Origin of the sequence: Loktanella fryxellensis (assembly GCF_900110065.1) — a bacterium.
Classification (GTDB): Bacteria; Pseudomonadota; Alphaproteobacteria; order Rhodobacterales; family Rhodobacteraceae; genus Loktanella; species Loktanella fryxellensis.
Genome location: NZ_FOCI01000015.1, coordinates 1 through 25,829, shown reverse-complemented (window position 1 = coordinate 25,829; position 25,829 = coordinate 1). Strand labels below are relative to the sequence as shown.

At 67.6% G+C, this 25,829-nt stretch carries 23 protein-coding genes; 12 read left to right on the top strand and 11 right to left on the bottom strand.

What is annotated here, in order from left to right; translation table 11 throughout:
* The first annotated feature begins 19 nt into the window (after positions 1 to 19).
* The 5 genes from BMX16_RS11940 (at position 20) to BMX16_RS11920 (ending at position 8,676) form a co-directional block, all read left to right on the top strand.
* The gene (locus tag BMX16_RS11940; RefSeq protein WP_089903738.1) at positions 20 to 769 is read left to right on the top strand and encodes a helix-turn-helix transcriptional regulator; all 750 of its coding nucleotides are present in this window, start codon (positions 20 to 22) and stop codon (positions 767 to 769) included.
* Between the two features lie 140 nt (positions 770 to 909).
* Complete coding sequence (locus BMX16_RS11935) at positions 910 to 1,905, top strand: zinc-binding metallopeptidase family protein (protein WP_089903733.1); 996 nt, start codon at positions 910 to 912, stop codon at positions 1,903 to 1,905.
* 154 nt (positions 1,906 to 2,059) lie between these two features.
* Entirely contained in the window at positions 2,060 to 5,389 is a 3,330-nt protein-coding gene (locus BMX16_RS11930; RefSeq protein ID WP_089903728.1) for a transglutaminase family protein, read from the top strand.
* A complete protein-coding gene (locus tag BMX16_RS11925) occupies positions 5,389 to 7,776 on the top strand; it encodes a circularly permuted type 2 ATP-grasp protein (protein WP_089903725.1) in 2,388 nt (795 codons plus the stop codon). The genes BMX16_RS11930 and BMX16_RS11925 overlap by 1 nt, the downstream gene beginning before the upstream one ends.
* A gap of 12 nt (positions 7,777 to 7,788) precedes the next feature.
* Positions 7,789 to 8,676, top strand: a complete 888-nt coding sequence (locus tag BMX16_RS11920; RefSeq protein ID WP_089903723.1) for a transglutaminase family protein — start codon at positions 7,789 to 7,791, stop codon at positions 8,674 to 8,676.
* Positions 8,677 to 8,697: 21 nt separating this feature from the next.
* Here the strand turns inward: BMX16_RS11920 and BMX16_RS11915 are convergent, their stop codons facing one another.
* Positions 8,698 to 9,987, bottom strand: a complete 1,290-nt coding sequence (locus tag BMX16_RS11915; protein ID WP_089903720.1) for a PQQ-dependent sugar dehydrogenase — start codon at positions 9,985 to 9,987, stop codon at positions 8,698 to 8,700.
* A gap of 147 nt (positions 9,988 to 10,134) precedes the next feature.
* Between BMX16_RS11915 and BMX16_RS11910 the strand changes: the two genes are divergently transcribed.
* Complete coding sequence (locus BMX16_RS11910; RefSeq protein ID WP_089903717.1) at positions 10,135 to 10,551, top strand: CopG family transcriptional regulator; 417 nt, start codon at positions 10,135 to 10,137, stop codon at positions 10,549 to 10,551.
* A gap of 39 nt (positions 10,552 to 10,590) precedes the next feature.
* Positions 10,591 to 11,667 carry an extracellular catalytic domain type 1 short-chain-length polyhydroxyalkanoate depolymerase gene (locus BMX16_RS11905; protein WP_089903714.1) on the top strand — a complete coding sequence of 359 codons (1,077 nt, stop codon included), beginning with the start codon at positions 10,591 to 10,593 and terminating at the stop codon, positions 11,665 to 11,667.
* A gap of 61 nt (positions 11,668 to 11,728) precedes the next feature.
* On the opposite strand, the gene BMX16_RS11900 is transcribed toward BMX16_RS11905, so the two are convergent.
* Positions 11,729 to 12,286, bottom strand: a complete 558-nt coding sequence (locus tag BMX16_RS11900) for a L,D-transpeptidase (RefSeq protein WP_089903711.1) — start codon at positions 12,284 to 12,286, stop codon at positions 11,729 to 11,731.
* Positions 12,287 to 12,536: 250 nt separating this feature from the next.
* Here BMX16_RS11900 and BMX16_RS11895 point away from each other — a divergent pair, with 250 nt between their 5' ends.
* The 4 genes from BMX16_RS11895 to BMX16_RS11880 all read left to right on the top strand — a co-directional run bounded on the left by BMX16_RS11895 (position 12,537) and on the right by BMX16_RS11880 (position 16,522).
* Positions 12,537 to 13,451 carry a diacylglycerol/lipid kinase family protein gene (locus BMX16_RS11895; RefSeq protein WP_089903707.1) on the top strand — a complete coding sequence of 305 codons (915 nt, stop codon included), beginning with the start codon at positions 12,537 to 12,539 and terminating at the stop codon, positions 13,449 to 13,451.
* Positions 13,451 to 14,251 carry a metallophosphoesterase family protein gene (locus tag BMX16_RS11890; protein WP_089903703.1) on the top strand — a complete coding sequence of 267 codons (801 nt, stop codon included), beginning with the start codon at positions 13,451 to 13,453 and terminating at the stop codon, positions 14,249 to 14,251. The genes BMX16_RS11895 and BMX16_RS11890 overlap by 1 nt, the downstream gene beginning before the upstream one ends.
* Positions 14,252 to 14,318: 67 nt before the next feature.
* On the top strand, positions 14,319 to 15,425 hold the full coding sequence (locus BMX16_RS11885; protein WP_177174649.1) for an AMP-binding protein: 1,107 nt from the start codon (positions 14,319 to 14,321) through the stop codon (positions 15,423 to 15,425).
* Positions 15,422 to 16,522, top strand: coding sequence for a thiolase family protein (locus BMX16_RS11880; protein WP_089903696.1), 1,101 nt, complete (start codon positions 15,422 to 15,424; stop codon positions 16,520 to 16,522). Before BMX16_RS11885 ends, BMX16_RS11880 begins: the two co-directional genes overlap by 4 nt.
* On the opposite strand, the gene BMX16_RS11875 is transcribed toward BMX16_RS11880, so the two are convergent.
* From BMX16_RS11875 to urtA, 9 genes are all read right to left on the bottom strand, one after another.
* A complete protein-coding gene (locus BMX16_RS11875) occupies positions 16,519 to 17,202 on the bottom strand; it encodes a nitroreductase (protein ID WP_089903694.1) in 684 nt (227 codons plus the stop codon). The two genes, BMX16_RS11880 and BMX16_RS11875, sit on opposite strands and share 4 nt — an antisense overlap.
* Positions 17,199 to 17,744 carry a biotin transporter BioY gene (locus BMX16_RS11870; protein ID WP_089903691.1) on the bottom strand — a complete coding sequence of 182 codons (546 nt, stop codon included), beginning with the start codon at positions 17,742 to 17,744 and terminating at the stop codon, positions 17,199 to 17,201. The genes BMX16_RS11875 and BMX16_RS11870 overlap by 4 nt, the downstream gene beginning before the upstream one ends.
* 12 nt (positions 17,745 to 17,756) lie before the next feature.
* The gene (locus tag BMX16_RS11865; protein WP_089903688.1) at positions 17,757 to 18,359 is read right to left on the bottom strand and encodes a CbiQ family ECF transporter T component; all 603 of its coding nucleotides are present in this window, start codon (positions 18,357 to 18,359) and stop codon (positions 17,757 to 17,759) included.
* Positions 18,334 to 19,065 (bottom strand): energy-coupling factor ABC transporter ATP-binding protein, encoded by a 732-nt coding sequence (locus BMX16_RS11860; protein WP_089903879.1) that lies wholly within the window; start codon positions 19,063 to 19,065, stop codon positions 18,334 to 18,336. Before BMX16_RS11860 ends, BMX16_RS11865 begins: the two co-directional genes overlap by 26 nt.
* A 63-nt stretch (positions 19,066 to 19,128) precedes the next feature.
* The gene (gene urtE / locus BMX16_RS11855; RefSeq protein WP_089903685.1) at positions 19,129 to 19,824 is read right to left on the bottom strand and encodes an urea ABC transporter ATP-binding subunit UrtE; all 696 of its coding nucleotides are present in this window, start codon (positions 19,822 to 19,824) and stop codon (positions 19,129 to 19,131) included.
* The gene (urtD, locus tag BMX16_RS11850) at positions 19,817 to 20,566 is read right to left on the bottom strand and encodes an urea ABC transporter ATP-binding protein UrtD (RefSeq protein ID WP_089903683.1); all 750 of its coding nucleotides are present in this window, start codon (positions 20,564 to 20,566) and stop codon (positions 19,817 to 19,819) included. The genes urtE and urtD overlap by 8 nt, the downstream gene beginning before the upstream one ends.
* On the bottom strand, positions 20,563 to 21,729 hold the full coding sequence (gene urtC, locus BMX16_RS11845; RefSeq protein WP_089903679.1) for an urea ABC transporter permease subunit UrtC: 1,167 nt from the start codon (positions 21,727 to 21,729) through the stop codon (positions 20,563 to 20,565). Before urtC ends, urtD begins: the two co-directional genes overlap by 4 nt.
* Positions 21,730 to 21,853: 124 nt before the next feature.
* Entirely contained in the window at positions 21,854 to 23,794 is a 1,941-nt protein-coding gene (urtB, locus tag BMX16_RS11840; protein ID WP_089903677.1) for an urea ABC transporter permease subunit UrtB, read from the bottom strand.
* 63 nt (positions 23,795 to 23,857) lie between these two features.
* Entirely contained in the window at positions 23,858 to 25,150 is a 1,293-nt protein-coding gene (gene urtA / locus BMX16_RS11835; protein ID WP_089903673.1) for an urea ABC transporter substrate-binding protein, read from the bottom strand.
* Positions 25,151 to 25,552: 402 nt separating this feature from the next.
* Between urtA and BMX16_RS11830 the strand changes: the two genes are divergently transcribed.
* A partial coding sequence (locus BMX16_RS11830) for a transposase (RefSeq protein ID WP_143058021.1) occupies positions 25,553 to 25,829 on the top strand: 277 nt, incomplete at its 3' end.

Sequence of the window (25,829 nt, the reverse complement as noted above, 5' to 3'; positions counted from 1 at the left end):
GCAGCAGGAGCTCACGCCCATGTTTCTTCCCAACTCGCTGACCGCCTTTCGCAACATCACCGCTGCCGGGGATTCGGCGATGCGCCGGGCCATGACGCTGGGCGCGCTGTTCGGCAGCGCCTGTCAGGGCGGCGTGCCGCTGACCCGTGCGCTGGCTGCCCTGCGTCACGAGGCCGACGCCGACGCCCTGACGCTGGTGCGGGTGCGGACCGGCGAGGCGCCCGTCATGATCGCCACGACGACGGCACAAGTCACCGGACTGGACGATGACATCGCTGGCCGTGCCGTCGCCCTGTGCGCAGAACCCGCGCTGCTGCGCGCCGGTCAGATGACCGCAGAGCCCGAGGACGCCACCACCTGCACCGTGGTCGTCGCCGCCGACGACGCCTGCGTCGACCTGTTGATCGTGCGCGGCGGCCAGCCCACCCTGCTGTGCGATTTCGCCGCCATGGCCGCACCGATCTGGTCCGCCCGCCGCGCCGGCGTGGTCGAGACCGCGATGCTGGATCTGGCCCGCATCCATGGGCCGCAGGACGAGGTGCCCGTCGTGTCCGGCAACCTGCTGGGGTCCGCCAACCCGGCCAACCTGACACGCGCCGAGCTGCGCGTCGTCACGTGCCTGCGCGACGGCCTGACGCCCGCCGTGATCGGCCAGACGCTCGACATCGCGATGCCAACGGTGCGCACACACCTGCGCAACATCTATGCCAAGACCGGGCTGCGCGGCCTGCAAGAGGTCTGCCACCGCCTGCACACCGACGCGGTCTGACCGGCAGGTCTGGCCTGCCGCGCGACATTGCGGCAGGTCAGTGGCTCGCCAGTCGGGCGCAGGGGGACGCCGTGGCGCATTGCCTGCGACACTTTGTGCATTATCTGTGCAGCCCCTGATCTGAATGGTTGCCCCCTTCCATGAAACGCTTCACCTGTCCGACCTGTGCGAACGAGGTCCATTTCCGCAACCAGTCCTGTGTCAATTGCGGCACCATGCTGGCGTTCGACGCGAATGCCCTGCAGATGCGCGCGGTGGGTGGCGACACCATCCTGTGCGCCAACAGCATCGGTGCCGGGTGCAACTGGCTGGCCATCGCGGCCCAGCCCGGCAGCTTTTGCCTCGCCTGCGCGCACAATCGCATCGTCCCCGATGCCACCATGGACGGCAACATCCTGCGTTGGCGCGAGGTCGAACTGGCCAAGCGCAAGCTGATCTACGCCCTGATCCAGTGGAATCTGCCGCGCCCCACGCGCCAGCAGAACCCCACCCTCGGGCTTGCCTTCGACTTCCTTGCCGACGCGGAAGGGCCGAACGGTGTCACCCCCGTGATGACAGGTCACGAGGACGGGCTGATCACCATCAACATCGCCGAAAGCGACGACGAGGTGCGCGTCGCCCGCCGCACCGCCATGGACGAACCCTATCGCACGCTGATCGGCCACATGCGCCACGAGGTCGGCCACTACTACTGGGCGATGCTGGTGGATGGCACGTCGCACATCGACCGCTACCGCGAGATATTCGGCGACGAGCGCGAAGATTACGGCGCGGCCCTGCAGCGCCATTACGACAACGGTGCGCCCGCAGGCTGGCCGCAGACCCACATCAGCGCCTATGCGACGTCCCACCCGTGGGAGGATTTCGCCGAAACATGGGCGCACTGGATGCACATCGCCGACGGGGTCGAGACGGCCACCGCCTACAAAATGTCGCTGGACGGGGTGGAGGTGACGCAGGATGCCTATGCCGCCACCGATGTGGAGCCTGTCGTCGAGGCGTGGGTGCCGGTCACGGTCGCGCTGAACAACATGAACCGCAGCATGGGGCAACCCGACCTGTATCCGTTCGTGCTGAACAAGCCGGTCATGGCCAAGCTGCAGTTCATCAACGACCTGATCCACAGCAGCACCTGAAGACTCCCTATGCGGATTGTCCCGTGCAATCTGACCCTTTCAGACCTGCCCGTTTTCCGGGCAGGTCCCGCGATCTGCCTGCAATCTGACACATTGCGGGTGGAGGTGCGGGTCACTTCGTGGGACATTACCTTAACTTGTCGAAAGGTTGCCCATGTCGATCCTTGCCGCGATCCGTCACCTGACCCACTACACCTATGATCGGCCGGTGACGCTGGGTCCCCAGATCATCCGCCTGCGGCCCGCCCCCCACAGCCGCACACCGGTGCTGTCGCACAGCCTCAAGGTGTCGCCCGCCAATCATTTCGTGAACTACCAGCAGGACCCTTACGGCAACTGGCAGGCCCGCTACGTCTTTCCCGATCCGGTGACCGAGCTGAAGATCGAGGTCGATCTGGTCGCGGACATGAGCGTCTACAACCCCTTCGACTTCTTCGTGGAAAAGGCGGCGGAGGAGTTTCCTTTTGAGTATCCCGACGCCATCGCGGACGATCTGTCGATCTACCGCCGCACCGATGACGAAGGCCCGCTGTTCGCCGCTTATCTGGGCCGGATCGACCGCGCGCCGCAGCGCACCATCGACTTCGTCGTCGGGCTGAACGCGCAGCTGGCCCGCGACATCGGCTATATCGTGCGGATGGAGCCGGGCGTGCAGACGCCGGAAGAGACGCTGCAACTGGCCAAGGGATCCTGCCGCGATACCGCGTGGCTGCTGGTCAACCTGATGCGGCATCTGGGACTGGCGGCGCGGTTCGTGTCCGGCTACCTCATCCAGCTGAAACCTGATTTGAAGGCCGTCAGCGGCCCGCAGGGGACCGAGACGGACTTCACCGACCTGCACGCGTGGGTCGAGGTCTATCTGCCCGGCGCGGGCTGGGTCGGTCTGGACCCGACATCGGGGCTGTTGACCGGCGAAAGCCATATCCCGCTGGCCGCGACGCCGCATTACAGCAATGCCGCCCCAATTTCCGGCATGGCAAGCTATGCGGAGGTCACGTTCGATTTCGACATGACCGTGACGCGCGTGGCCGAACACCCGCGCATCACGAAACCCTTTTCCGACGCCGCGTGGGACCGCCTGAACGCGCTGGGCCACACGGTCGATCAGGCGCTGACCGACGGCGACGTGCGCCTGACGATGGGCGGCGAGCCCACATTCGTCAGCATCGACGACTTCGAGGCGGAGGAGTGGAACACCGGTGCGGTCGGCCCCACGAAACGCATCTATGCGGACAAGCTGATCCGCCGCCTGCAGGACCGGTTCGCGCCGGGCGGGTTCCTGCATTACGGTCAGGGCAAATGGTATCCGGGCGAAACGCTGCCGCGCTGGACCTTCAGCCTGTATTGGCGGCGAGACGGCAGCCCGATCTGGTCGGACCCCGACCTGATCGCGGCAGAGGATGCGACGGGGGCCACCAAGGAACAGGCCGAAGCGGTGCTGCACAGCATGGCCGAAACGCTGGGCGTGCCGCCCGCCAACGTGTTGCCCGCGTTCGAGGATCCCGCCGACTGGTTGCTGAAGGAAGGCAACCTGCCGATCAATGTGACGCCCGAGAATAACGAGCTTGCGGATGCGGAGGCGCGGCAGCGCATGGCCCGCGTCTTTGCGCGCGGCCTGACGGAGCCGTCGGGTTACGTCCTGCCGGTGCAGAAATGGCAGGCGGCGGCGAAATCCGCGTGGCTGTCAGAGGTGTGGGACATGCGGCGCGGGCATCTGTTCCTGGTTCCCGGCGACAGTCCGGTGGGCTACCGACTGCCGCTCGGCTCGCTCGAACATATACCCGAAAGCCAGTATCCCCATGTGGGCGTCAGCGATCCGATGCAGGACCGCCCGCCCCTGCCGACCTATACCGTGGACAAGGCCGAGGAGGCCGACGAGGCGACGCGCCAGATGCGTGCATCCTTCACCGCATCCGAGCCCGTGCAGGACCGCACCGAACAGGTCATCAGCGACCTGAAGGGCCGCGTGCGCACCGCCGTCAGCGTGGAGCCCCGCGACGGGCGGCTGTGCATCTTCATGCCCCCGGTCGAGGAGGTGGAGGATTACCTCGAACTCGTCGCGGCGGCAGAGGCAGCGGCGAAGAAGCTGGGCGTCCCCGTGCATATCGAAGGCTACGGTCCCCCCGCCGATCCGCGCCTGAACGTGATCCGCGTGGCCCCCGATCCCGGCGTGATCGAGGTGAACATCCACCCCGCCCATAGCTGGGACGACTGCGTGGCGACGACCGAAGCGGTCTATGAGGAGGCGCGGCAACTGCGTCTTGGGGCCGACAAGTTCATGATCGACGGGCGGCACACCGGCACGGGCGGCGGCAACCACGTCGTGGTGGGCGGCGTCACGCCGGCCGACAGTCCGTTCCTGCGCCGCCCCGACCTGATGCGGTCGATCATCCTGCACTGGCAGCGGCACCCGTCGCTGTCCTACCTGTTCAGCGGCATGTTCATCGGCCCCACATCGCAGGCCCCCCGCATCGACGAGGCGCGGATGGACAGCCTCTACGAGCTGGAAATCGCCCTCGACCAGATCACAACCCCGGACGAAGGTCCGGTGCCCAGCCCGTGGCTGACCGACCGGCTGCTGCGCAACCTGCTGGTGGACGTGACGGGCAACACCCACCGGGCCGAGATCTGCATCGACAAGCTCTATTCCCCCGACGGGCCCACTGGGCGTCTGGGACTGGTGGAATTCCGCGGCTTCGAGATGCCGCCGAACCCGCGCATGAGCCTGGCGCAGCAATTGCTGATCCGGGCGCTGATCGCGCGGATGTGGAAGGCCCCGATCAAGGGCAACCTGACGCGCTGGGGCACGACCCTGCTCGACCGCTTCATGCTGCCCGAAATGGTCTGGCAGGATTTCCTGGAGGTGCTGGCGGATCTGAAGCAGCACGGCTTCGATCTGGACCCCGACTGGTTCAAGGCACAGGCCGAATTCCGTTTCCCCTTCTGCGGCGAGGTCGAAGTGGCCGGCGTGAAGCTGGAACTGCGTCAGGCGCTGGAACCCTGGCACGTCATGGGCGAGACAGGGGCCATCGGCGGCACCGTGCGCTATACCGACAGTTCCGTGGAACGCCTGCAGGTCAAGCTGACGGCCACCGATCCGGGCCGCTATACCGTGACCTGCAACCGGCGGACGATGCCGATGCAGCAGACGGGCCGGAACGGAGAGGCCGTCGCCGCCGTGCGGTTCAAGGCATGGCAGCCCCCGCTTGCGCTTCACCCCAAGCTGCCCGTCAACGCGCCGTTGACGTTTGACATCTATGACACGTGGACGGGGCGTGCCGTCGGCGGCTGCACCTACCACGTGGCGCACCCGGGGGGCCGCAACTATGACACCTTCCCCGTCAACGGGAATGAAGCCGAGGCGCGGCGTTTGTCACGGTTCGAACCGCACGGGCATACGGCTGGCGATTATACACCCGTCGCGGAAACACCGCATCCGTCGTGCCCCATGACGCTCGATCTGCGGCGCAAGCCGGGCCTGTGATGGCAGTTCCGGCGCCGGGGGCGTCGCTGTTCGACGGCTATTGCACCCTGCCGGGTGTCGCCGACGAATTGTGCGATGCGCAGGGGCGCATGCGCCCCGGCTGGGCGCCGCTGATCGCGCATCTGTCGGGGTTGTCGCCGTCTCAGACCGCACAGGCTTTTGCCCGTGGCGACCAGCACCTGACGGATGCGGGCGTCTATTTCCGCAAGTATGGCGACCGCACCGCAGCCACGCGCGACTGGCCCTATAGCCCCATGCCGGTCGTGATCGCGCAGGCGGACTGGGACACGATCTGTGCGGGTCTAATCCAGCGGGCGGACCTGCTGGACCAGGTTGCGTCCGATCTCTATGGCGCGAACCAGCTTGTGGCGGACGGGCACCTGCCCGCGCAACTGGTGGCGTCGAACCCCGAATGGCTGCGCCCGATGGTCGGCGTAACGCCACGTGGCGGGCATTACCTGCATTTCTGTGCCTTCGATCTGGGGCGCGGCCCAGACGGGCGCTGGTGGGTGCTGCAAGACCTGACCGATGCGCCATCGGGTGCCGGTTTCGCGCTGGAAACCCGCATCGCCACGACGCAGGTGTTCCCAGACCTCTTTGCACAGGCCAATGTCCACCGCCTTGCGGGCTTCTTTCAGCAGTTCCGCGCCGCACTTGGCGCGATGAAGGACGACCCCGCCAGCCGCGCAGCGATCCTGACCCCCGGCGCGCTGACCGACACCTATTACGAACAGGCCTACATTGCCCGCTACCTCGGACTGTCGCTGCTGGAAGGGGGGGATCTGACCGTCACCGACGGCCGCCTGCACGTCCGCACGATCAAGGGCCCGATCCCGGTCGAGGTGCTGTGGCGGCGCATGGATGGCAACTGGTCCGACCCGTTGGAGTTGCGGGGCGACAGCCGTCTGGGCACACCGGGGCTGATCGCAACGATCCGGGCGGGGCATGTCACGATGGTCAATGCGCTGGGCGTCGGCGTGCTGGAAACGCAGGCCCTGATGGCGTTCCTGCCGCGGATCAGTCAGGCGCTGACGGGCACCGACCTGATCCTGCCCAACGTGGCGACCTGGTGGTGCGGTGGGGCGGCCGAACTGGCGCATGTGCGGCGCCATGCGGCGCGCATGATGATCGGCCCGGCACTGGGCACGCGGATGCCCTATGACACGACCGACACGCACGCCATTGGCAGCACGCTCATCGGGTCCGACCGCTACGACAGCGTCGATCCCTGGCTGGCCGATCACGCCCCCGACCTGATGGCGAAAGAACTGGTGACGCTGTCGACCACGCCTGTCTGGTCCGATGGCGCGCTGGTGCCGCGTCCGATGACGCTGCGGGTGTTCCTTGCGCGTGGGCCGCAGGGCTGGCATGCGATGCCCGGCGGCTTTGCGCGGATCGGAACCGGGGCCGACACCTCGGCCGTGTCAATGCGGCGCGGCGGTGCGGTCGCCGACGTCTGGATCGTGGCAGATGGCCCCGTGCCGATGCCCAGCCTGTTGCCCCACGCCAGCGGCGAGCCGTTCCAGCGCGCGTCGCCAGAGGCACTACCGAGCCGCGCCGCCGACAACCTGTTCTGGCTGGGCCGCTATGCCGAACGCACCGAAGGGCAGTTGCGCCTGCTGCGGGCCTGGCACGGGCGGCGGTCCGAAGGGACCTCCGCCCCCTTGCTGGATGCCATCGCTGCCAGCCTCGCGTGGCACGACGTGCGGACGGGCCGGGCCATTCCGCAAGGTCTGCGCCGCACCATGCAAGGTGCGGTGCAGGCGGCGTCGCAGATCCGCGACCGTTTCAGTGTCGACGGCTGGGCCGCGCTGACGGACATGGACCACACGATGGCCCTGATGCAGACCACGACGCAACCGGGGGCGGACGCCGTGCTGGCGACCGGCGTGCTGCTGCGCAAGGCCGCGGGCCTGTCGGGGCTGACCCACGACAACATGTACCGCACCGCAGGCTGGCAGTTCCTGACCATCGGCCACGCGCTGGAACGCGCCGCCGCAACGCTGGTCCTGCTGGCGCGCCTGACGGCACCGGACGCAGCCGACGGCGCGCTGGATCTGGCGATCGAGATTGCCGACAGCGTCATCATCCACCGCCAGCGCTATGCCAACGTGACCAGCCGGGATACGGTGATCGACCTGCTGGCGCTTGATCCGCTGAACCCGCGGGCGGTACGGTTCCAGCTGGATATGCTGCTCGCCCGCGTGACGGACCTGACCGCCGACGCGCCCATCGGGCAGATGACCGATTTCGAGCGTGGCGTGCGGACCCTGCAGACCGCATTCGCGGTGCATACGGTGACGACGCTGGATACGGCGGCCCTGCACGCGGCGGCGCGCGATGTGCTGGACCTATCCGTGACGCTGAACGCCGCGTTCCTGCACTGAATTGCGGACACCATGATCTATGATATCCGGCTGACCATCGCGACCGACTATGCCGCCAGTGCGGCGACCGGACGGCACGTGGTCTGCGTGATGCCGCGCGATCTGGGGCCGGGGCAGCGGCTGATCGCGGGCCTGCTCAGCGTCGATCCGGCGACGACCCTGCGCCACGACCGTACCGATTTCTTCGGCAATCCGGTGGTCGAATTCGCCGTCGATACGCCCCATCAGGGCATTGCGGTGCAGGTGCAGGCCCGCGTCGTCCGCGCAGCGATGCCCGTGGCCTCGCATGATGCCGTGCCGCTGGACAGTCTGCGCGGCGTATTGGCCGGGTGGCGCGACATGGGGCCCGACAGCCCGTTGCACTTTACCGCAGCCACCGCCCGCGTGCCCCGCGACGCCGCCATGACCGCCTTTGCCCGCAGCCTGCTGCGCCCCGGGATGACGGCGCTGGATGCGACACTGGTCATCGGTCATGCCCTGCACGGCACGATGCGGTTCGACGCGACGGCGACCACCGTGGACACCCCCGCGCCCGAGGCGTTCGCCAAACGGCACGGCGTGTGTCAGGATTTTTCGCACATCATGATCGCCTGCCTGCGCGGCATCGGCGTGCCCGCCGCCTATGTCAGCGGTTATCTGCGAACACAGCCGCCGCCCGGCAAACGCCGGCTGGAAGGGGCTGACGCCATGCATGCGTGGGTGCGGGCGTGGTGCGGGCCGCAGGCGGGATGGGTCGATTTCGACCCCACCAACGACCGCACCTGCGACGCGTCCCACATCACCGTGGCACATGGGCGCGACTACGACGACGTGCCGCCGATCCGGGGCATCCTGCGCGGCGCGGGTGGCCAGCGCAGCCGTCAGGCAGTGGACGTGATCCCGGTCGGGGATCACGCCTGAGGGGCCGTCTGGCCCCGTTTGTCAGGCCCCGGTGACGCGCCAGACGATGTCGCCGACGTCGTCGGCCATCAGCAGCGATTTGCCGTCGGGCCCCACGGCGACGCCTACCGGGCGGCCATAGGACACCTTTTCGTCGGGCGCGAGGAAGCCCGACAGGATGTCGCGCGGCGGACCTGACGGCTTGCCGTCCGTGAACGGCACGTGGATCAGGCGATAGCCCGACAGGGTCGAGCGGTTCCACGACCCATGCTGGCCGATCGCCATGCCCGCGCCGAAACCGGGCAGCGTCCCCTCCGGCACCCAGCACAAGCCGAGCGAGGCGGTGTGACCGCCCAGCGCATAGTCCGGCGTAATCGCCCGCGCGACCAGTGCGGCATCCTGCGGCACACGGTCATCGACGATGCGGTCCCAGTAGCAGAAGGGCCAACCGTAGAACCCGCCATCCTGCACGGACGTGAGGTAGTCGGGTGGCGTTTCGTCCCCCAGACCGTCGCGTTCGTTCACGACCGTCCACAGCGCGCCCGTCGACGGCTCGAACGCCGTGCCGACCGCGTTGCGCAACCCGCTGGCAAAGACGCGCGACTGGCCGGTGGCGATGTCCAGTTCCCAGATGCAGGCGCGGCCCTCTTCCGCCTCCATCCCGTCGTCGGCGATGTTGGACAGCGATCCGACGCCGGCATAGATCTTGGTCCGGTCGGGCGAGACGATGAGGCTGCGGGTCCAGTGGCCACCCGGCTTGAAATCCACCAGCTTGCGCCCCGGCCCCTCCAGCCGCGTGGCCCCGTCGGTATAGTCGAACGCCACGATACCGTCGGTATTGCCGACGTAGAAGGTGCCGTCCACCAGCGCCATGCCAAAAGGCTGGCGCTGCCCCTCGACGAAGACGTGGCGTTCCTCGGCCACGCCGTCGCCGTCCGCATCACGCCACAGGGTGATGCGGTTGGCGCTGACGCCCATCGCACCCGCCCGCTTCATCGTGGCCTGCGTGGCACGGTCGAGCAGGTTCTTGGGTGGGCTCGCCTCTGGCTGGGCTTCGGCCACCAGCACGTCGCCTTTGGGCAGCACCTCGATCCAGCGCGGATGCTTCAACTCGCTGGCGAAGGCGTTCACGGTCAACCCCGGTGCCGCGGTGGGGCGCTGATCCTTGGCCCAGCCCTGTGCCGTCGGCATCTTCAGGGTCATCAGGGTCTGCGCGCGGGCATCGGGGATCTGCGGCGCAAGGCCCACGGCCTGCTGACCGGGGGCCTGCATCCGGCGCAGCATCACCATCGTGCCGCCGACCAGCGCCGTCGCGCGTGCCATGATATCCATGTCTGTGCCTCTGATTAGGGTCGCGCAATACAAGCGGACAAATTGCGGAACCGCAAGGTCCGGGCGGAAATGTCGCGGCGGCGGCCCGGATCGCTTGCACAACCTGTAAATCATCCCCATACCATCCACATGGATGGAGAAAGCCAGATGAACAACGTGCGGACCCTGCGCGACAAGACGCCAGACAGCGAGAAGATCACGATCAACCTCGGGTATGTGGATCTGGGGCGCATCGACCTGCTGGTGCAGGAAGGCTTCTATGCCAACCGCACGGATTTCATCCGGATGGCGATCCGCAACCAGTTGGGCACCCATACCGAGGCCGTGTCGCAATCCATCGCGCGGCACACGATGGAACTGGGGCTACGCGACTATTCCCGCGCGGATCTGGAAGCGATGCAGCGGGCGGGCGAGGTGCTGCACGTGAAGGTGGTGGGTCTGGCGCGCATCGCGTCCGACGTATCGCCGGAACTGGCGCGCGCCACCATCGGGTCGCTGACCGTTTTGGGGGCGCTGCAGGCCAGTGCCGCCGTCAAGGCGGCCCTTGCGGACCGCATCACGTAATCTACGGGCCCGCACCGGGCCCAGGAAAAGGAACCGACGATGTTCAAGTTCAACGCGGGTGCCCTGCACCCGGCGACCGGCGATGCACGCCTGTCCGCCGCACAGGATCTGGTCAGCCGCACGCTGGCGCAGCACGGGTTGTCGGGCGGTCCTATGAACGGGCAGAACGGCAGCGCGGCAACTGGCCGGATGCCTGACCTGTCCGGTCTGGTCGCCATGGCCAGCCTCATGCAGCAGCCGCACCGACCGGGTGCGACGCGGCCCGCGACGTCAGACCACGGCATGACCGCCGGCACCCATCGCTGCGCCGCAGGCCAGCGGGATTACCTGCTGCATGTGCCCGCAAGCGCACAGGACGGCGCTACGGGCCTGATCGTCATGCTGCACGGCTGCACCCAGACGGCGGCGGATTTCGCCGCGGGCACGCAGATGAATGCGCTCGCCGACCGGGACGGGTTCGTCGTACTCTATCCGCAGCAGTCGCGGGGCGACAATGCGCAGTCTTGCTGGAACTGGTTCAGCCGTGGCGACCAGCTGCGGGACAGAGGTGAGCCAGCGATCATCGCGGACCTGACGCGCAAGGTCGCAGCTGAACATGGCATGAGTCCCGACCGCACCGCCGTTGCCGGCCTGTCGGCGGGCGGCGCGATGGCGGTGATCCTCGGGCAGACCCACGCCGACGTGTTCGGCGCGGTGGGCGTTCATTCGGGCCTTCCCTACAGCGCCGCACGCGACGTGCCGTCCGCCTTTGCCGCGATGGCGGGCAACGGCGCCGACGTGGCGCTGCCGTCCGGGACGACCACGCCGCGCAGCATCGTCATCCACGGCAGTACCGATACCACGGTCGCGCCGGTCAACGGCGACCGCATCGCGCGCCACGTCAGGGCCGCAGCGGGACCGGCGACGATCGAGACGACGGCGACAGGCACGACGAATGGCCGCGCATGGACCTGCGACACCGCCGCAAAACCGGATGGGCGGATCGTGCTGGAACACTGGCGCATCGACGGGCTGGGGCATGCGTGGTCCGGCGGCAACCCGGCGGGCAGCCACACCGATGGCAGGGGGCCGGATGCGAGTGCTGCGATGGTGCGTTTCTTCTTTGGCGAGGCATGACACGCAAAGGGCCGCCGGGAGGTGATCCCGGCGGCCCATTCCGCGCGCGCGTGGCGTCGGATCAGAGGATGCGGACCTTGGTCCCGATCGGGCAAAGCTCGAACAGCTCGGCGATCTTTTCGTTGTACAGGCCGATGCATCCGTCAGACGACGGGCGACCGATCTTGCGCGTGTCGTGGGTGCCGTGGATCGCATAGGTCGGCCACGTGAGATACATGGCGTGCGTGCCCATCGGGCTGTCGGGGCCGGGGGGGATGTATTCCCAGCCGAACCGTTCGACCTGCGACTGGGTCGGGGTCCAGTCGGGGCCGACCTTCTTGCGCACGATCTCGGTGAAGCCGCGCTTGGTCAGGTCGTCCGTGCGCGGCACGGAGGTCGGATAGACGCGGTAATCGCCGCCCTGTGCGTTCCAGTAATGCAGCGACCGCGCCTGCGTGTCAGCGACCAGCATCGCCTGACCGGACAGGGCGTCGTAATGGTCACCCCAATCATAGGTGCGAAAGGCCGCCACGTTGCGGGTCACGCCACCGGCCATGGTCTGCGCCTGCACCAGTGCCGGTGCGGCCAACGTGCCGAGTGCGACACCCAGCGCGGCGCGGCGGGTCATCTTGTGCGTCATGGTCGTGTCCTGTCGAATAGGGAGCGGGACCTGCATGCAGGTGCGAGCCGGACCATACCGCGCCACACCGCGCAGGGCCTAGAGTGGCCGCTTCACATTCCTGCGACCTGTGGCTGCAAGGCGGCATCCTGGCCCCGCTGCTGCGGTATGGCTGCATCACAGACGCATAATCGTCGCCGCATGTGGCTGTCCGGGGAACCGGCGGCGACCGGAAGACCTGTTCCAAGTCACGAACCAGCTGGGGACCCCCATGACGAAGCCTGCCATCTGCGTCATCATGAACCCCGCCTCGGGCAAGAAGAAGGACGATCCCGAAACGCAGGCGCTGATCGCGCGGATGCGCGGCGACGACCGCATCGCGCTTCGTCTCGTCGATCATCCCCGCCAATTGACCCGCATGGTTGAGACGGCGGTGTCGGACGGCTTTGCCACCATCGTGGCGGCCGGTGGCGACGGCACCATCGCCGGTGTGACATCGGTGCTGGTCGATCACGACGTCACGCTGGGCGTGCTACCCATGGGCACCTTCAACTTCGTCGCCCGCGGGCTGGGCATCCCCGAGGATGCGGACAGCGCATTGGATGTCGTGCTGGCCGGTCATACGGCACCGGTGAATCTCGGCGACGTGAACGGCAAGATCTTCCTCAACAACGCGAGCCTCGGCGCCTATGCGACGATCCTCGACGTGCGCGAAGGTGTCTACAGGCAGTGGGGCCGCAGCCGTCTTGCCGCCTACTGGTCGGTCATCAAGGCGATGTTGACCCTCTACCGGCCCGAACGCATGACCGTCACCGTCGATGGCAGGGTGACACGCCTGCGCTCTCCCATGGCGTTCGTGGCGACCAGCGCCTATCAGCTGGAGCAGTACGAGTTCGAAGGGGCCGACGCGATCCGCGACGGCAAGCTGGTGCTGATCCTCGCCCCCGATGCCAACCGGGTGAGGCTGTTGCTGCGCGCGGTCAAGATCCTGATGGGCCGGATCAGCCGGGGTCACGACTACCTCATGCATGTGGGCGACGAGATCACGATCGAGACCCGGCGCAAGCGGCAACTGCTCGCCCGCGACGGCGAGAACGAGCGCATGACCGGGCCCTATGCCTTTACCATGCGGCGCGATGCGATCCGCGTTTGCGTTCCGCAAGGCGGCGATCAGGGGACGTCCTGATGCGACTGGTGCTCCTGACCGACCTGCATTTCGGACGCGCGCAGCCGGATCTGGTCCCCCCACTGCTGGCCGCCATCGCCGAGGCGGACCCCGACCTGATCCTGATCGCCGGGGATTTCGTGCAGCGCGCCCGTGCGAGCCAGTTCCGGGACGCCCGCACGTTCCTGTCGCACCTGCGGCACGACTGGATCGCGGTGCCCGGCAACCACGACATCCCCCTGTTCAACCTGACGGCCCGGTTCCTGTCGCCGCGCACGGCGTTCCGCCGCTACATCACGCGCGACACCGAACCCTTTGTCGAGACGGATCAGGCGGTGATCGTGGGGCTGGATACGGTCCACCGCTTCAGCCGGCAGCGCGGCCGGATCGGGCAGGCGCAGATCGACCGCGTCGCCGACGTGATCCGCACCCGCGGTCAGGACAAGACCGTGATCGTCATGGCGCACCACCCGTTCCATCACGCGCCCGAGGTTGAAAAAAAGGTGATGCTGGGCGCGGCACGCGCGCTGGAGACGTGGGCCGATTGCGGACCGCATGTCATCCTGTCCGGCCACCTGCATACCTGGACGTTCGAGCCGTTTCTGGCGCAGAAGAACCGCATGATGACCCTTCAGGTGCATTGCGGGACGGGCCTGTCCACGCGGCTGCGTGGTCAGCCGAACGAGTTCGCGATCCTCGATCTGGACGGTGCCGATTTTTTCGCCTGCCGCATGGCGGCCCCGGACGGCACGCGGTCCTTTGTCGCGTTGTCGCGAACGCGCTATACGCGCAGCACAACGGGGTGGCAGGCTCACGACTGAACGACGCCGTTGCACCCGGTGGCGTGATACGCTTTGACGGCAGTGAATGGCTGGCGGACAGGCACGGATGACGACGCGATTTCATTGGCATCCGACCACGCGGCTGATCGGCGACGATCCCGACATTGCGCGCCTGCGCGACCGTGTGCTGGCCGGGCACGGCGTGCAGATCGGTCCCGCGGGATTGATCGATGGGGAACAGGATCCGACCGTGCTGCTGTGCGCGACCTCCGGCTCGAGCGGCACGCCCAAGGTGATCCGCCGCAGCCCGGCGTCGTGGCAGGCCAGCTTTGTGATCAATGCCCGGCATCTGGATCTGGGGCCGGACAGCACCGTCGCCGTGGCGGGCACGCTGGCGTCGTCACTCACGCTCTATGCGGTGCTGGAGGCGGCGCATCTGGGCGCTGCAATCCTGTCGGTGCAGGGCCAGCGGCCCGACCGGCAGGCGATGGCGTTGCAGGGCGCGACCGTGCTTTATCTGACGCCGGTGCAACTGGGGGCGATCTGCGCCCATGCGGCGGGTCCGCTGACGTCGGTGCGCCACATCATGGTGGGCGGCGGACGACTGGACGACACGACGGTGCAGGCCGCCGCCCGGACCTTTCCCGCAGCCCGGCTGACGCAGTTCTATGGCGCAGCAGAGACGAGTTTCATCACCTGGACCGACGCGGACACGCCGACGGGATCGGTCGGACGATCCTATCCGGGGGTGAACCTGCACCTCGATCCGGACGGCACGATCTGGGTGCGTAGCCCCTATCTGAGCGATGGGTATGCACAGGGTGACAGCCCCCACACGCGCTGGCGCGATGGTTGGCTGACCGTGGGCGAGGTCGGCTGGCAGGACGCCGCGGGGCATCTGTTCCTGACGGGCCGGGCTGGCCGCACGGTCACGATCGCCGATCACAGCGTCAGTCTGGACGCGGTCGAAGCGGTGTTGGCCGACCTGACTGGCCAGCCCGCCGCCGTCGTGGCCCTGCCCGATCCGCAGCGCGGTGCGCGATTGGTCGCTCTGATCTGCGCGGGTGTGGGCGGGCTACGCAGCGCCTGCCGCGACCGGCTGGGACCGCAGGGCGTACCGCACCGCATCCACCGGGTCGCGGTCCTGCCCCTGCTGGCAACCGGCAAGCCCGACTATGCCGCCATCGCCGCATTGGCGCAGGCGATGGCATGAGCGTCATCGTCGCCGCACGCCGGACCGCCGTGGTGCCTGCGGGCGGGGCCTTTGCCAGCTTCGATTTCCACACTCTTGCCGCCCCCGTGATCAGGGGCTGTCTGGCGGATGCGGGGCTGTCGGGCGACGCGGTGGACGAGGTGATCGTCGGCAATGCGCTGGGGGCGGGCGGCAATCCCGCGCGGCTGTGCGCGCTGGCCGCCGGTCTGCCGGAGCGTGTCGCGGGCCTGAGCATCGACCGGCAATGCGTCAGCGGGCTGGACGCGATCCTGCTGGCGGATGCGCTGATCCGCAGCGGCATGGCCAAGGTCGTGATCGCCGGCGGGGCGGAAAGCGCATCGCGCAGGCCGCTGCGGTTGCGGACCTTTGCCGATGGTCGCCCAGCGGAGCGCTATGATCAAGCGGCGTTCACCCCGTGGCCCGACCGCGATCCCGACATGGCGCAGGCGGCGGACCGGCTGGCGCAGGATCATGGCATTGACCGGGCGGCGCAGGATGCGTGGGCGGTCCGCAGCCATGCGCTGGCCTTAAGTGCCCGCGACAGGCTGACGCGCGAGATCGTGCCGCTGGCAGGTGTGGTGCAGGATGCCTTCACCCGCCCCCTGACCCTGCGCACCTGCGCCCGCGCGCCCATCGTCGCAGGCAGCATGACGGCAGCCAACGCGGCGGTGGCCGCAGACGGCGCGGCCTTCGTGGTGGTGGTGTCGGATGCGCTGGCGGCCACCCTGCCCTGCAACGCTGTGCGCATCGTCGGTGGCCGCACGCTGGGGGCGTCGCCGGACCTGCCGGGTCTTGCCCCCGTCGCCGCCATCGCCGCAACATTGCGGGCGGCGGGTCTGCGCCCGCAGGATCTGACCGCCATCGAGATCATGGAGGCCTATGCGGTGCAGGCGCTGGCCTGCATTGCGGGGGCGGACCTCGACCCCGCGCGGGTCAACCGCCACGGCGGTGCCTTGGCGCGAGGGCATCCCATCGGCGCGTCGGGGGCGATCAACGCGGTGCGGCTGGTGCAGGACCTGTGGCAGACGGGCGGCACGGGGCTGGCCGCCATCGCGGCGGCGGGCGGCATCGGCACGGCCTTGCTGTTGCAAGGCTAGGCATCGAAGCCGCGCAACTCCGCGAACTCTTCGAATGCCGCGCGGTCGGTGCGGGTCGCGTTCACCGGGGCGTCCGCATCCGCGTGCCCCAGTGCGATGCCGCACACCACCATCCGGTCGGCGGGCAGGTCGAGTGCGGCGTGCACGAGATCGCCGTAATGCGCCAGCGCGCCGATCCCGGTGCTGGCCAGCCCCCGCGCCTCTGCCGCCAGCCACAGGGCCATCAGCGCCATGCCAAGGTCCATCCAGCAGCCCTTGCCCATGTCCCTCTCGATCGTGACGACCAGTCCCACGGGCGCGTCGAAGAAGTCGTAGTTGCGCGCGAACTGCGCCCGCCGTCCCGGCACGTCTCGGTGCGCGATGCCGAGTGCGGCATAGAGGGCAGCCCCCGCCGCCCGCTGCCGCGCCTTGAACTGCGGCGGCATGGGATCGGGGAAATAGTCGTATTCAGCCACCGGCGGGCGGTTCACGGCGATGCCTTCCGCCAAGCTCGCCTTGAGTGCCGCGAACGGCGCGCCGGTCAGGGCCAGGAAATGCCCCGGCTGCAGGTTGCCACCGCTGGGGGCGCGACGGGCGGCGGTCAGGATCGCTGCCACATCCGCCGCAGGCACCGGATCGGGCCGGTAGGCGCGGACCGAATGGCGCTGCGCCAGCAGCGCCTCCAGCGGCGTCTGCGTCATGCGCGCGACAGCACGCTGTCGGGGCGCGCGCGGGCAAGCGCCGCTGTGACCAGACCCGCCAGCACCGCCTTGATCACGTCGCCCGGCAGGAAGGCGGTGACGAGCAGAGCCGCCTCGGTCAGCGGACGGTCCAGCGCCCAGGCGAGGCCGGAGATGCCGAAGGCATAGAGGACCGCGATGCCGCCGATCACCGACGCGACACCAGCGACCAGCGCCAGCGGACCGTTGCGCCAATTCTCGACAATCAGGCCGGTGATGAAGGCCGCGAACGGAAAGCCCACGACGAAGCCGGCGGTGGGCGACGCGAACACGCCCAGACCGCCACGACCGCCCGCCAGCAGCGGCAGGCCGAGCGCCACGAGCCCCACGAACAGCAGGGCCGCCAGCGCGCCGCGTTTCGCGCCCAGCACCGTGCCGCACAGCATGACGCCAAGGCTTTGCGCCGTGACGGGCACGCCGAAGGCGAGGGTCAGTTGCGGGATCAGGCCAAGTGCCGCGATCAGGGCCGCAAACAGGGCGATCAGTGTCAGGTGTCGTTCCATCGTCGTTCCCTTTCAAGGGGTTGTACCGCCACGGGCGCGCAGCGCCTCGGCCATGTGTTCGGCGTCGTCGATCGCCAGCACGGCAAAGGGGATCACGATCCGCCACCCCGGCCTGCGGTGCGACCGCGCCCGCCACGCATCGGTCAGCGCCGTGCCCTTGTCCGTCAACACCGGGGTAAAGCGCACCACGAGCGCCATGCCAAGCGCCAAAGCGCGGGTGTTCACACCAAGGCGCGTCAGTGGTGCGGCCACGCGCATCACCACGGCGATCATTTGCGACAGGGTCGTCGTCATCGTCACCAGATTGGCCAGCAGGAACGCCGTCAGCAGGCGCAGGGCAATCACCGCACCGTCCAGCGCCGCGCCCGTCAGCCCGTGCCATAGCACCACCAGCACGACGAAGGGCCACAACCGCCACAGGGCCGACAGGGCCGCGCGGGCAAAGGTCCAGCCGCCCACCAGCGTCACGGCAAGGGTCGTGGCAGCGGCCGTCAGTTGAAACGCAAGGTCGGCGCGGGCGAACAGCACCACGGTCGCCACGCAGAGCGCCGCCAGCTTGACCCCTGCGGGCCAGCCGTGCGCCCCCGTCCTAACCGGCGAGGTGAGAGAGATCATCGCCCGCCCCCAGCGCCGTCATCCGCGCCACATAGGCGTCCAGCACGGGGGCCGCGTCCCCCTGCATCGCCACGCGCCCGCCGTCCATCCAGATCACATGATCGTAGTCGCGCACGACATCGGGGTCGTGGGTGATGTGCACGATGCCTGCGTCGATCCGGGCGAAGGCCGCCGTCAGTTGCATCCGCGTCGGCAAATCAAGGCCCGAGAACGGCTCGTCCAGCACCACGACGCGGGGTTCCATCGCAAGCACGGCCATCAGGCACACGAGCTGCTTTTGCCCGTGCGACAGCGTGTGGATCGCGGCGTCGTGCCAATGCGCCCGCCCGAAACGCGCAAGGATCGCGGTGACGGCGGCCTGCGCCTGTTCCTTGGTCCGGCCCATCTGGGTCAGGCCGAAGGCCAGCTCCTCCTCCACCGTGGGAAAGATGATCTGATGGTCGGGGTTCTGGAACAGGATGCCCACGGTGCGCAGGGCGGCGCGCCGGTCACGGGCCACATCGACACCGCCGATGCGCACGGTGCCGGTGTCGGGGGCGATCAGGCCGCAGATCAGGCGCGCCAGCGTGGTCTTGCCAGACCCGTTGCGTCCGACGATGCCGATGCGCCGCGCGTCGGTGCTCAGGTCGATGTCCTGCAACACGGGCCGTCCGCCACGGGTCAGCGACACGCCGGACAGGACGATGGCTGCGCCCGTCTCCTCCATCGCACTGACCCCCGTCCCCATCCGCATGGGCCCGGTATCGCCGCGACGAAAGGTGAGTGCAAGCTACAGCGCCAGCGCAGCCACCACGTCGTCGCGGGTGCAGTCGGCCTTTGCCATGCGTTTCCACACCGCGCCGCGTTTCATCATCACGAAACTGTCGGCGGCGCGCCATGCGAAATCGACGTTCTGTTCCACGAGGATGATCGCCATGTCACCACGGTCGCGCAGCTGCGCGATGGCGCGGCCGATCATCTGGATCACGTTGGGCTGGATGCCTTCGGTCGGTTCGTCCAGCAGCAGGACGCAAGGTTTCGTGATCAGCGCCCGCGCGATGGCGAGCTGTTGCTGCTGCCCGCCGGACAGATCGCCGCCCCGCCGGTGGCGCATTTCCTTCAGCACCGGGAACAGGTCGTCGATCCATGCGGGCACATGGCGTTCTGATCGCGGCAGGCAGGCAAACCCGGTTTCCAGGTTCTCGGCCACGGTCATCATGGGGAACACTTCGCGCCCCTGCGGCACATAGGCGATGCCCGCCCGTGCCGCCTGTGCGGCGGTGGGGTGGTCCAGCGCCTTGCCATCCAGTGCGACGGCACCGCCCGCGTAGGCGTGCCGTCCCGACAGAGCGCGCAGCAGGCTGGTCTTGCCCACGCCGTTTGTACCCATCACGGTCGTCACCTGCCCCACGGGGGCGGTCAGGGACACGCCGTTCAGGATCTGGCTTTGCCCGTATTTCAGGGTCAGGTCGGTCACATCAAGCATCGGCGCGCCCCAGATACACGTCGATCACCGTGGAATCGGCGGTGACATGGTCGAGGGTGCCTTCGGCCAGCACATGCCCCTCGTGCAGGACCGTCACCTTGCAGTTGAGGCGGCGCACGAATTCCATGTCATGTTCCACCACGACGACAGCGCGCGTCAGGGCGGCGTGGCGCAGGATGTCGGTGGTCTTCTCCCGCTCCTCCGCCGTCATGCCGGCTGCAGGTTCGTCCACCAGCAACAGCCGCGGGTCCTGCGCCAGCAGCATCCCGATTTCCAGCCACTGCTTTTGCCCGTGGCTTAGCTCGCCCGACATGCGGGAAAGTTGGTCGGTCAGCCCGATCTCTGACGCAATCTGGGAGATTCGTGCCTCGTCTTCGCCGGTCTTGCGGTGGAAGAGCACGGCAAAGGGGCCACGCTTGTTCCGCAGCGCCATGTTCAGGTTGGCCCAGACGGTCTGATCCTCGAACACGGTGGGTTTCTGAAACTTGCGGCCGATGCCCTTGTTGGCGATCGCGGCCTCCGACAGGCCCAGCAGGGATTCGTTGCGCGCACCCCACAGCACGCGGCCCGTGTCGGGCTTCGTCTTGCCGGTGACGATGTCCATGAAGGTCGTCTTGCCCGCGCCGTTGGGGCCGATGATGGCGCGCAACTCCGGCTCCGAGATCTGGATCGACAGGTCGTTGATCGCCCGGAACCCGTCGAAGGTCTTGGAGACGCCGGACACTTCGAGAAGGCTGGTCATGACGGTTTCCTGACGAGGTAATCGAACACGCCGCCGATGCCCTTGGGAAAGAACAGCGTGACGGCGACGAAGGACACGCCGAGCAGCACCAGCCACCAGTCGGTCCATTGCACGGTGTAGAAGCCGAGGTTGAGGTTCGGCGCCCCGCCCCCGGTGAACCAGCTGGAGACGAGCGAGACGAAGGCCGCACCGATCACCGCGCCGTAGAGCCGCCCGCGCCCGCCGATGGCGACCCAGACCGCAAGGTAGATCGACGCGATTGGGGCGATTTCCGCCGGGTTGATGATGCCCGCCTGCGGGTAGTAGAGCGCGCCGGCGATGCCCGCGACAACGGCCGTCAGGGTGAACACGAAGAGTTTGAACCCCTCGACCCGGTAGCCGAGGAAGCGGACCCGCGCCTCGTTGTCGCGGATGCCCTTGATGACGCTGCCCATCTTGCCCGCCACGACCCAGGCGAACAGGACGTAGCCGAGTGCGAGGGCAAGGGCCGAGGCGAGGAAGAACATCAGGCTGATCGTCGCTTGCGAGGTCTGCTCATACCCCGGGATGTTCTGCAGGCCGGACAGGCCGTTGTTGCCGCGCAGACCGGAGTCGTTCTGGAAGAGGTAGAGCGACAGGGCCAGTGTCATGGCCTGCGTCAGGATCGACAGATAGACGCCCGTGACGCGGCTGCGGAAGGCGAGCCAGCCGAACACCAGCGCCAGCAGGCCGGGCACCAGCACCACCATCAGCAGTTGCAGCGGAAGGCTGTGGGCGAAGGACCAGATCAGCGGAAACTGCGCGCTGCCCACCACGCCGAAAATCTGGCTGCCGATGGCGTCCGACACCTCTGACGGGGTCGGCGGGATGGTCTGGCCCGACAGGCTGGACAGCACGATGCCTTCGGTGCGGGCATACATCAGCCACATGCCGACGGCATAGCCGCCGATCCCGAAGAAGGCAAAGTGGCCAAGGGACAGGATGCCGCAATAGCCCCAGACCACGTCCATCGCGATGGCGACGAGGCACAGGCACAGCGTCTTGCCCAAGGTCTTGACCAGAGAGGTGGAGAACAGGCCCGCGCCAGACGCCTCCGACCCGAAGGCTACGACGGCGGTGAAGATCGCGAGGCACATCAGGAACCAGCGGACGGAGCGGTTGGTGACGAGGAAGCCCTGGGTCATGGGTGCGTGCTCTCATTGGGACGGGGCGCGTGGGGCGATGTGGTCATGGGGGCCAGCCCCCATACCCCCGGGATATTTTCGACCAGAAGAACGGGGGACGCGGTGGTTGGGGCTGGAGTTTGCATCAATCGGCGGCCGCGCGGCCCTTTTGGGCGACGATGCCCTTTGGCCGGAACTGGATGAAGAGGATGATGAACAGCACCATGTAGGTCTGGGCGGCGAGGGTGTTGGAGGGGTTCAGGAACTCGATCCCCTTTTGCAGGAAACCGATGAGCGTGGCCCCGGCCAGCGTGCCCCAGACGTTGCCGACGCCACCCACCACGACGGTCATGAAGGACTGCACGATGTAGGCGGCCCCCATTTCCGACGTGACCTGCGCGTAAAGGCCGATGGCGACGCCCGCGATTCCCGCGATGCCGGAGCCGAGGCCGAAGGTCAGCATGTTGATGCGGTCCGGGTCGATGCCCATGGAGGCTGCCATGCCGCGGTTCTGGGTGACGGCCCGCACCTCCAGCCCCAATCGCGTCCGTTTGAGCACGAAGACGATCAGCCCGAGGAACAGGAGCGCCAGCACGAAGATCGCGACGCGGATGTAGCTGATCTGGATCACGTCCGAGAAGATCAGCGCCCCGTCGAGCCAACCCGGCGAGGTCAGCGGACGCGCCTGCGTGCCGAAGATGTTCTTGGCGAGTTGCTGCAGCGCGATCGAGATGCCGAAGGTCGCGAGCAACGTCTCCAGCGGGCGGTGGTAGAGGTGGCGGATCACGAGACGCTCCATCGCGACGCCAGCGGCGAATGTGATGGCGAAGGCGAGCGGCAGGGCCACGATGATCGACACCGTGTAGTCGGGCACGAATTGTTGCACGACGAAGCCGGTGTAGGCGCCCATCATGATGAATTCGCCATGCGACATGTTGATGACGCCCATGACACCGAAGGTGATGGCAAGCCCGATGGCCGCGAGGAAGTAGATCGACGCCAGCGACAGCGCGTCCAGCGTGAGGTCCGCGAACTGGGCGGCGGCGACGCGCGTCTCTGCGCTGGTCAGGGCGGCGCGGGCGGCGTCGGTGATGGCGGCGTCACCTTCGGCGTAGATCGCAGCGAATGTGTGGGCGGCGATGGCATCCGCCTGATCCTGTGCGGTCACGAGCGGCGGCACGGTGCCGGCTGCGGCGAGGGTGGCATAGGCAGCCTCGCGCAGCGCAGGATCGCCGAGTTGCGCCGTGGGGATGCCACCGGCGCGGCCATCGACGATGTTGGCGGCAAGCGCATCCCGGATGGCATTGGGCGCGGTGGCGGGCGGGGCAAGGTCACCTGTCACGAGTAGGTCGTAGGCTGCGGCAGGCGTCAGGTCGTCGCCCACGGTCAGGATGCGGGCGACATTGCCGACTGGCGCGCCGGGGGTCGCCGTGATCCCGGTCGTCAGGATCTGGTTCAGCACCGCCCGCGCCTCGATCGAGGTATCGGTGGAGAGGCTGTCGATGGCGGCGATGCGGTCGGCGGGGTCGTCGGCGAAGGTGACGGTCAGGATGTTCGCAAGCTGGATCTTGCGCGCCTTCAGCGCAGGATCGGGTTCCTCGTCGATGGAGGCGAGGAGCGGTGCCAACTGATCCGCGTCAGGCCTGCGGGCCAGCGAATCGATGGCCGAGAGGCGGCGCGTCAGGTCCGGGTCGCTGAGCTGAAACTGCACCAGCGTCGTGCCGATGACGCGGCGGACACCGCCGTTGGGGCGCAGCTCCGTATGGCCCGTGGCGGGCACGACGGTCTCGGCGCCGGTGTCGATGTCGGTCAGCGTCAACTCTCCTCCTGCGGCTTGCCCATAGAAGAACGCACCGTCCGCATCGCGCTGCCAGACGCCTTTGTCGGACCACGCCTCGAGGAACGGCGTGACCTGCGGCAGGCCAGAGGCGACGAGCGCATCCAGCGCCGCACCCACGCTGGCGCGGGACGGGTCGGCGATCTCGTCCGCGACGGGTTGCAGGATGGATTGGAGGGTTTGAGACTGCGCGGTCGCGGGCAGCGACAGGCCGGCAAAGACGGCAAGAGCGATCAGTAGGCGCAGCATGGCGGACTTTCGGTCAGGCAGAGCGAGGCCGGGCGCGGGACCATCCCGCACCCGGCCGTATCATCAGTAGTTCGAGGTCAACTGCACGCAGGTCTGCGTTTCGGTGTTGTACATCCCGCACTTCAGATCCTTCCAGTCGGAGGTCAGCACGGCGCTTTCCGGCAGGAAATCGGTCCATGCGTCACCTTCGACCGGTTCGGTCTGGCTGATGATGTCGAACTGACCATCGGCGCGGATTTCGCCGATCAGGACGGGCTTGGTCAGGTGGTGGTTCGGCAGCATCGTGGCCATGCCGCCGGTCAGGTTCGGGAAGGTCTGGCCGATCATCGCGTCGGACACGGCGTCCACATCGGTCGTGCCTGCCGCCTCGACCGCCTGCACCCACATGTTGAAGCCGATGTAATGCGCCTCCATCGGGTCGTTGGTCACGCGGTCGGTGCTGCCGATGAAGTCCTGCCACTTGGCGATGAAGTCGGCGTTTTCGGGCGTGTCGGCGGACATGAAGTAGTTCCATGCGGCCAGATGCCCGACGAGGTTCGAGGTATCGAGACCGGAGAGCTCCTCTTCGCCCACCGAGAACGCGACCACGGGGATATCGTCGGCGCTGACGTTGGCGGCGGCGAGTTCCTTGTAGAAGCCGATGTTGGCGTCGCCGTTGATCGTGCTGATCACGCCGACCTGCATCCCGTCCTCGCCCAGGGCCACGACGTCACCCACGATGGTCGCCCAGTCGGACTGGCCGAACGGGGTGTAGTTCACGAAGATGTCCTCTTCCGCGATGCCCTTGTCCATCAGGTAAGCCTGCAGGATGTTGTTCGTCGTGCGCGGATAGACGTAGTCGGTGCCCAGCAGGGCGAACTTCTCGACCCCCAGTTCCTCGAGGAAGTAGTCGACGGCGGGGATCGCCTGCTGGTTCGGGGCGGCACCGGTGTAGAAGACGTTCTTGGACGACTCCTCGCCCTCGTACTGGACCGGATAGAACAGCAGGCCGTTCAGTTCCTCCAGCACTGGCAGCACGGATTTGCGGCTGACGCTGGTCCAGTTACCGAAGATCACGTCGACTTCGTTCACGGTCAGCAGTTCGCGCGCCTTTTCAGCGAACAGCGGCCAGTCGGAGGCGGGGTCGACGACGACCGCCTCGATCTGACAGCCGAGCAGGCCGCCGGCGGCGTTCTGCTGCTCGATCAGCATCAGCATGACGTCCTTCAAGGTTGTCTCGGAGATCGCCATGGAGCCGGAGAGCGAGTGCAGCACGCCCACCTTGATCGGGTCGGCGCAGTCCTGCGCGGTGGCAAGCGTGGTCGTCGCCAGCAGGGCGGCGATGGCGCAGCCTGCTGTCTTGAGTGTCTTGGTCATCGGTCTGTCCCCTGTGGCCTGCTGCGGTCCGTGACGCCTGAACATGCGCCCCCTCGAACCCAAACACCTTGCGGATGCAGCCGGCTGTTGTCCTTCGTCGCGCTGATGGGCCAGTCCCTGAAATGTCGTCCCTGAGATGTCATCCCTGACGTGGCCGCCCGCCCGGTGCGCGTCGGTTGACCCGGCGCGGTGCAACCAGACGATGCCGCGCGGCAGCACGGCGGCCCATCGAAATGGATGAGGCTGCGTGACCCGGTGTCACAGGTTCGTCATTTTCGCAGATAAATGAGGCGCGCTGCCTACCGATCAGGCAGCGCCCAAAGTGGACCTTGGTAAGCGCCGTCCCCGTCCCATTGATTTCCAGGGTTCCGCTGCGCTGGTGGAGGAGCGAGTTTCCTTTTGATGTTTCAGAAGGAGATTGCAGTGTCTGACGGCGGGGACGGATTTGATGGCTGCATTGAGGTTGTGCAGCGGACGCGTGGATATCGGCGTTGGCCGGATGAAGCGAAGGCCCGGATCGTGGCTGAGAGTTTTCAGCCTGGCGTGCGGGTCGTGGATATTGCCCGGCGTCACGGCTTGGTCGCACATCAGCTGTCGGATTGGCGGCGGCGAGCCCGCCTGGGGAAGTTGGTTCTGCCGGCGGATACCATGGCCGGGGCGTTGTCGGACAATTTGCCGG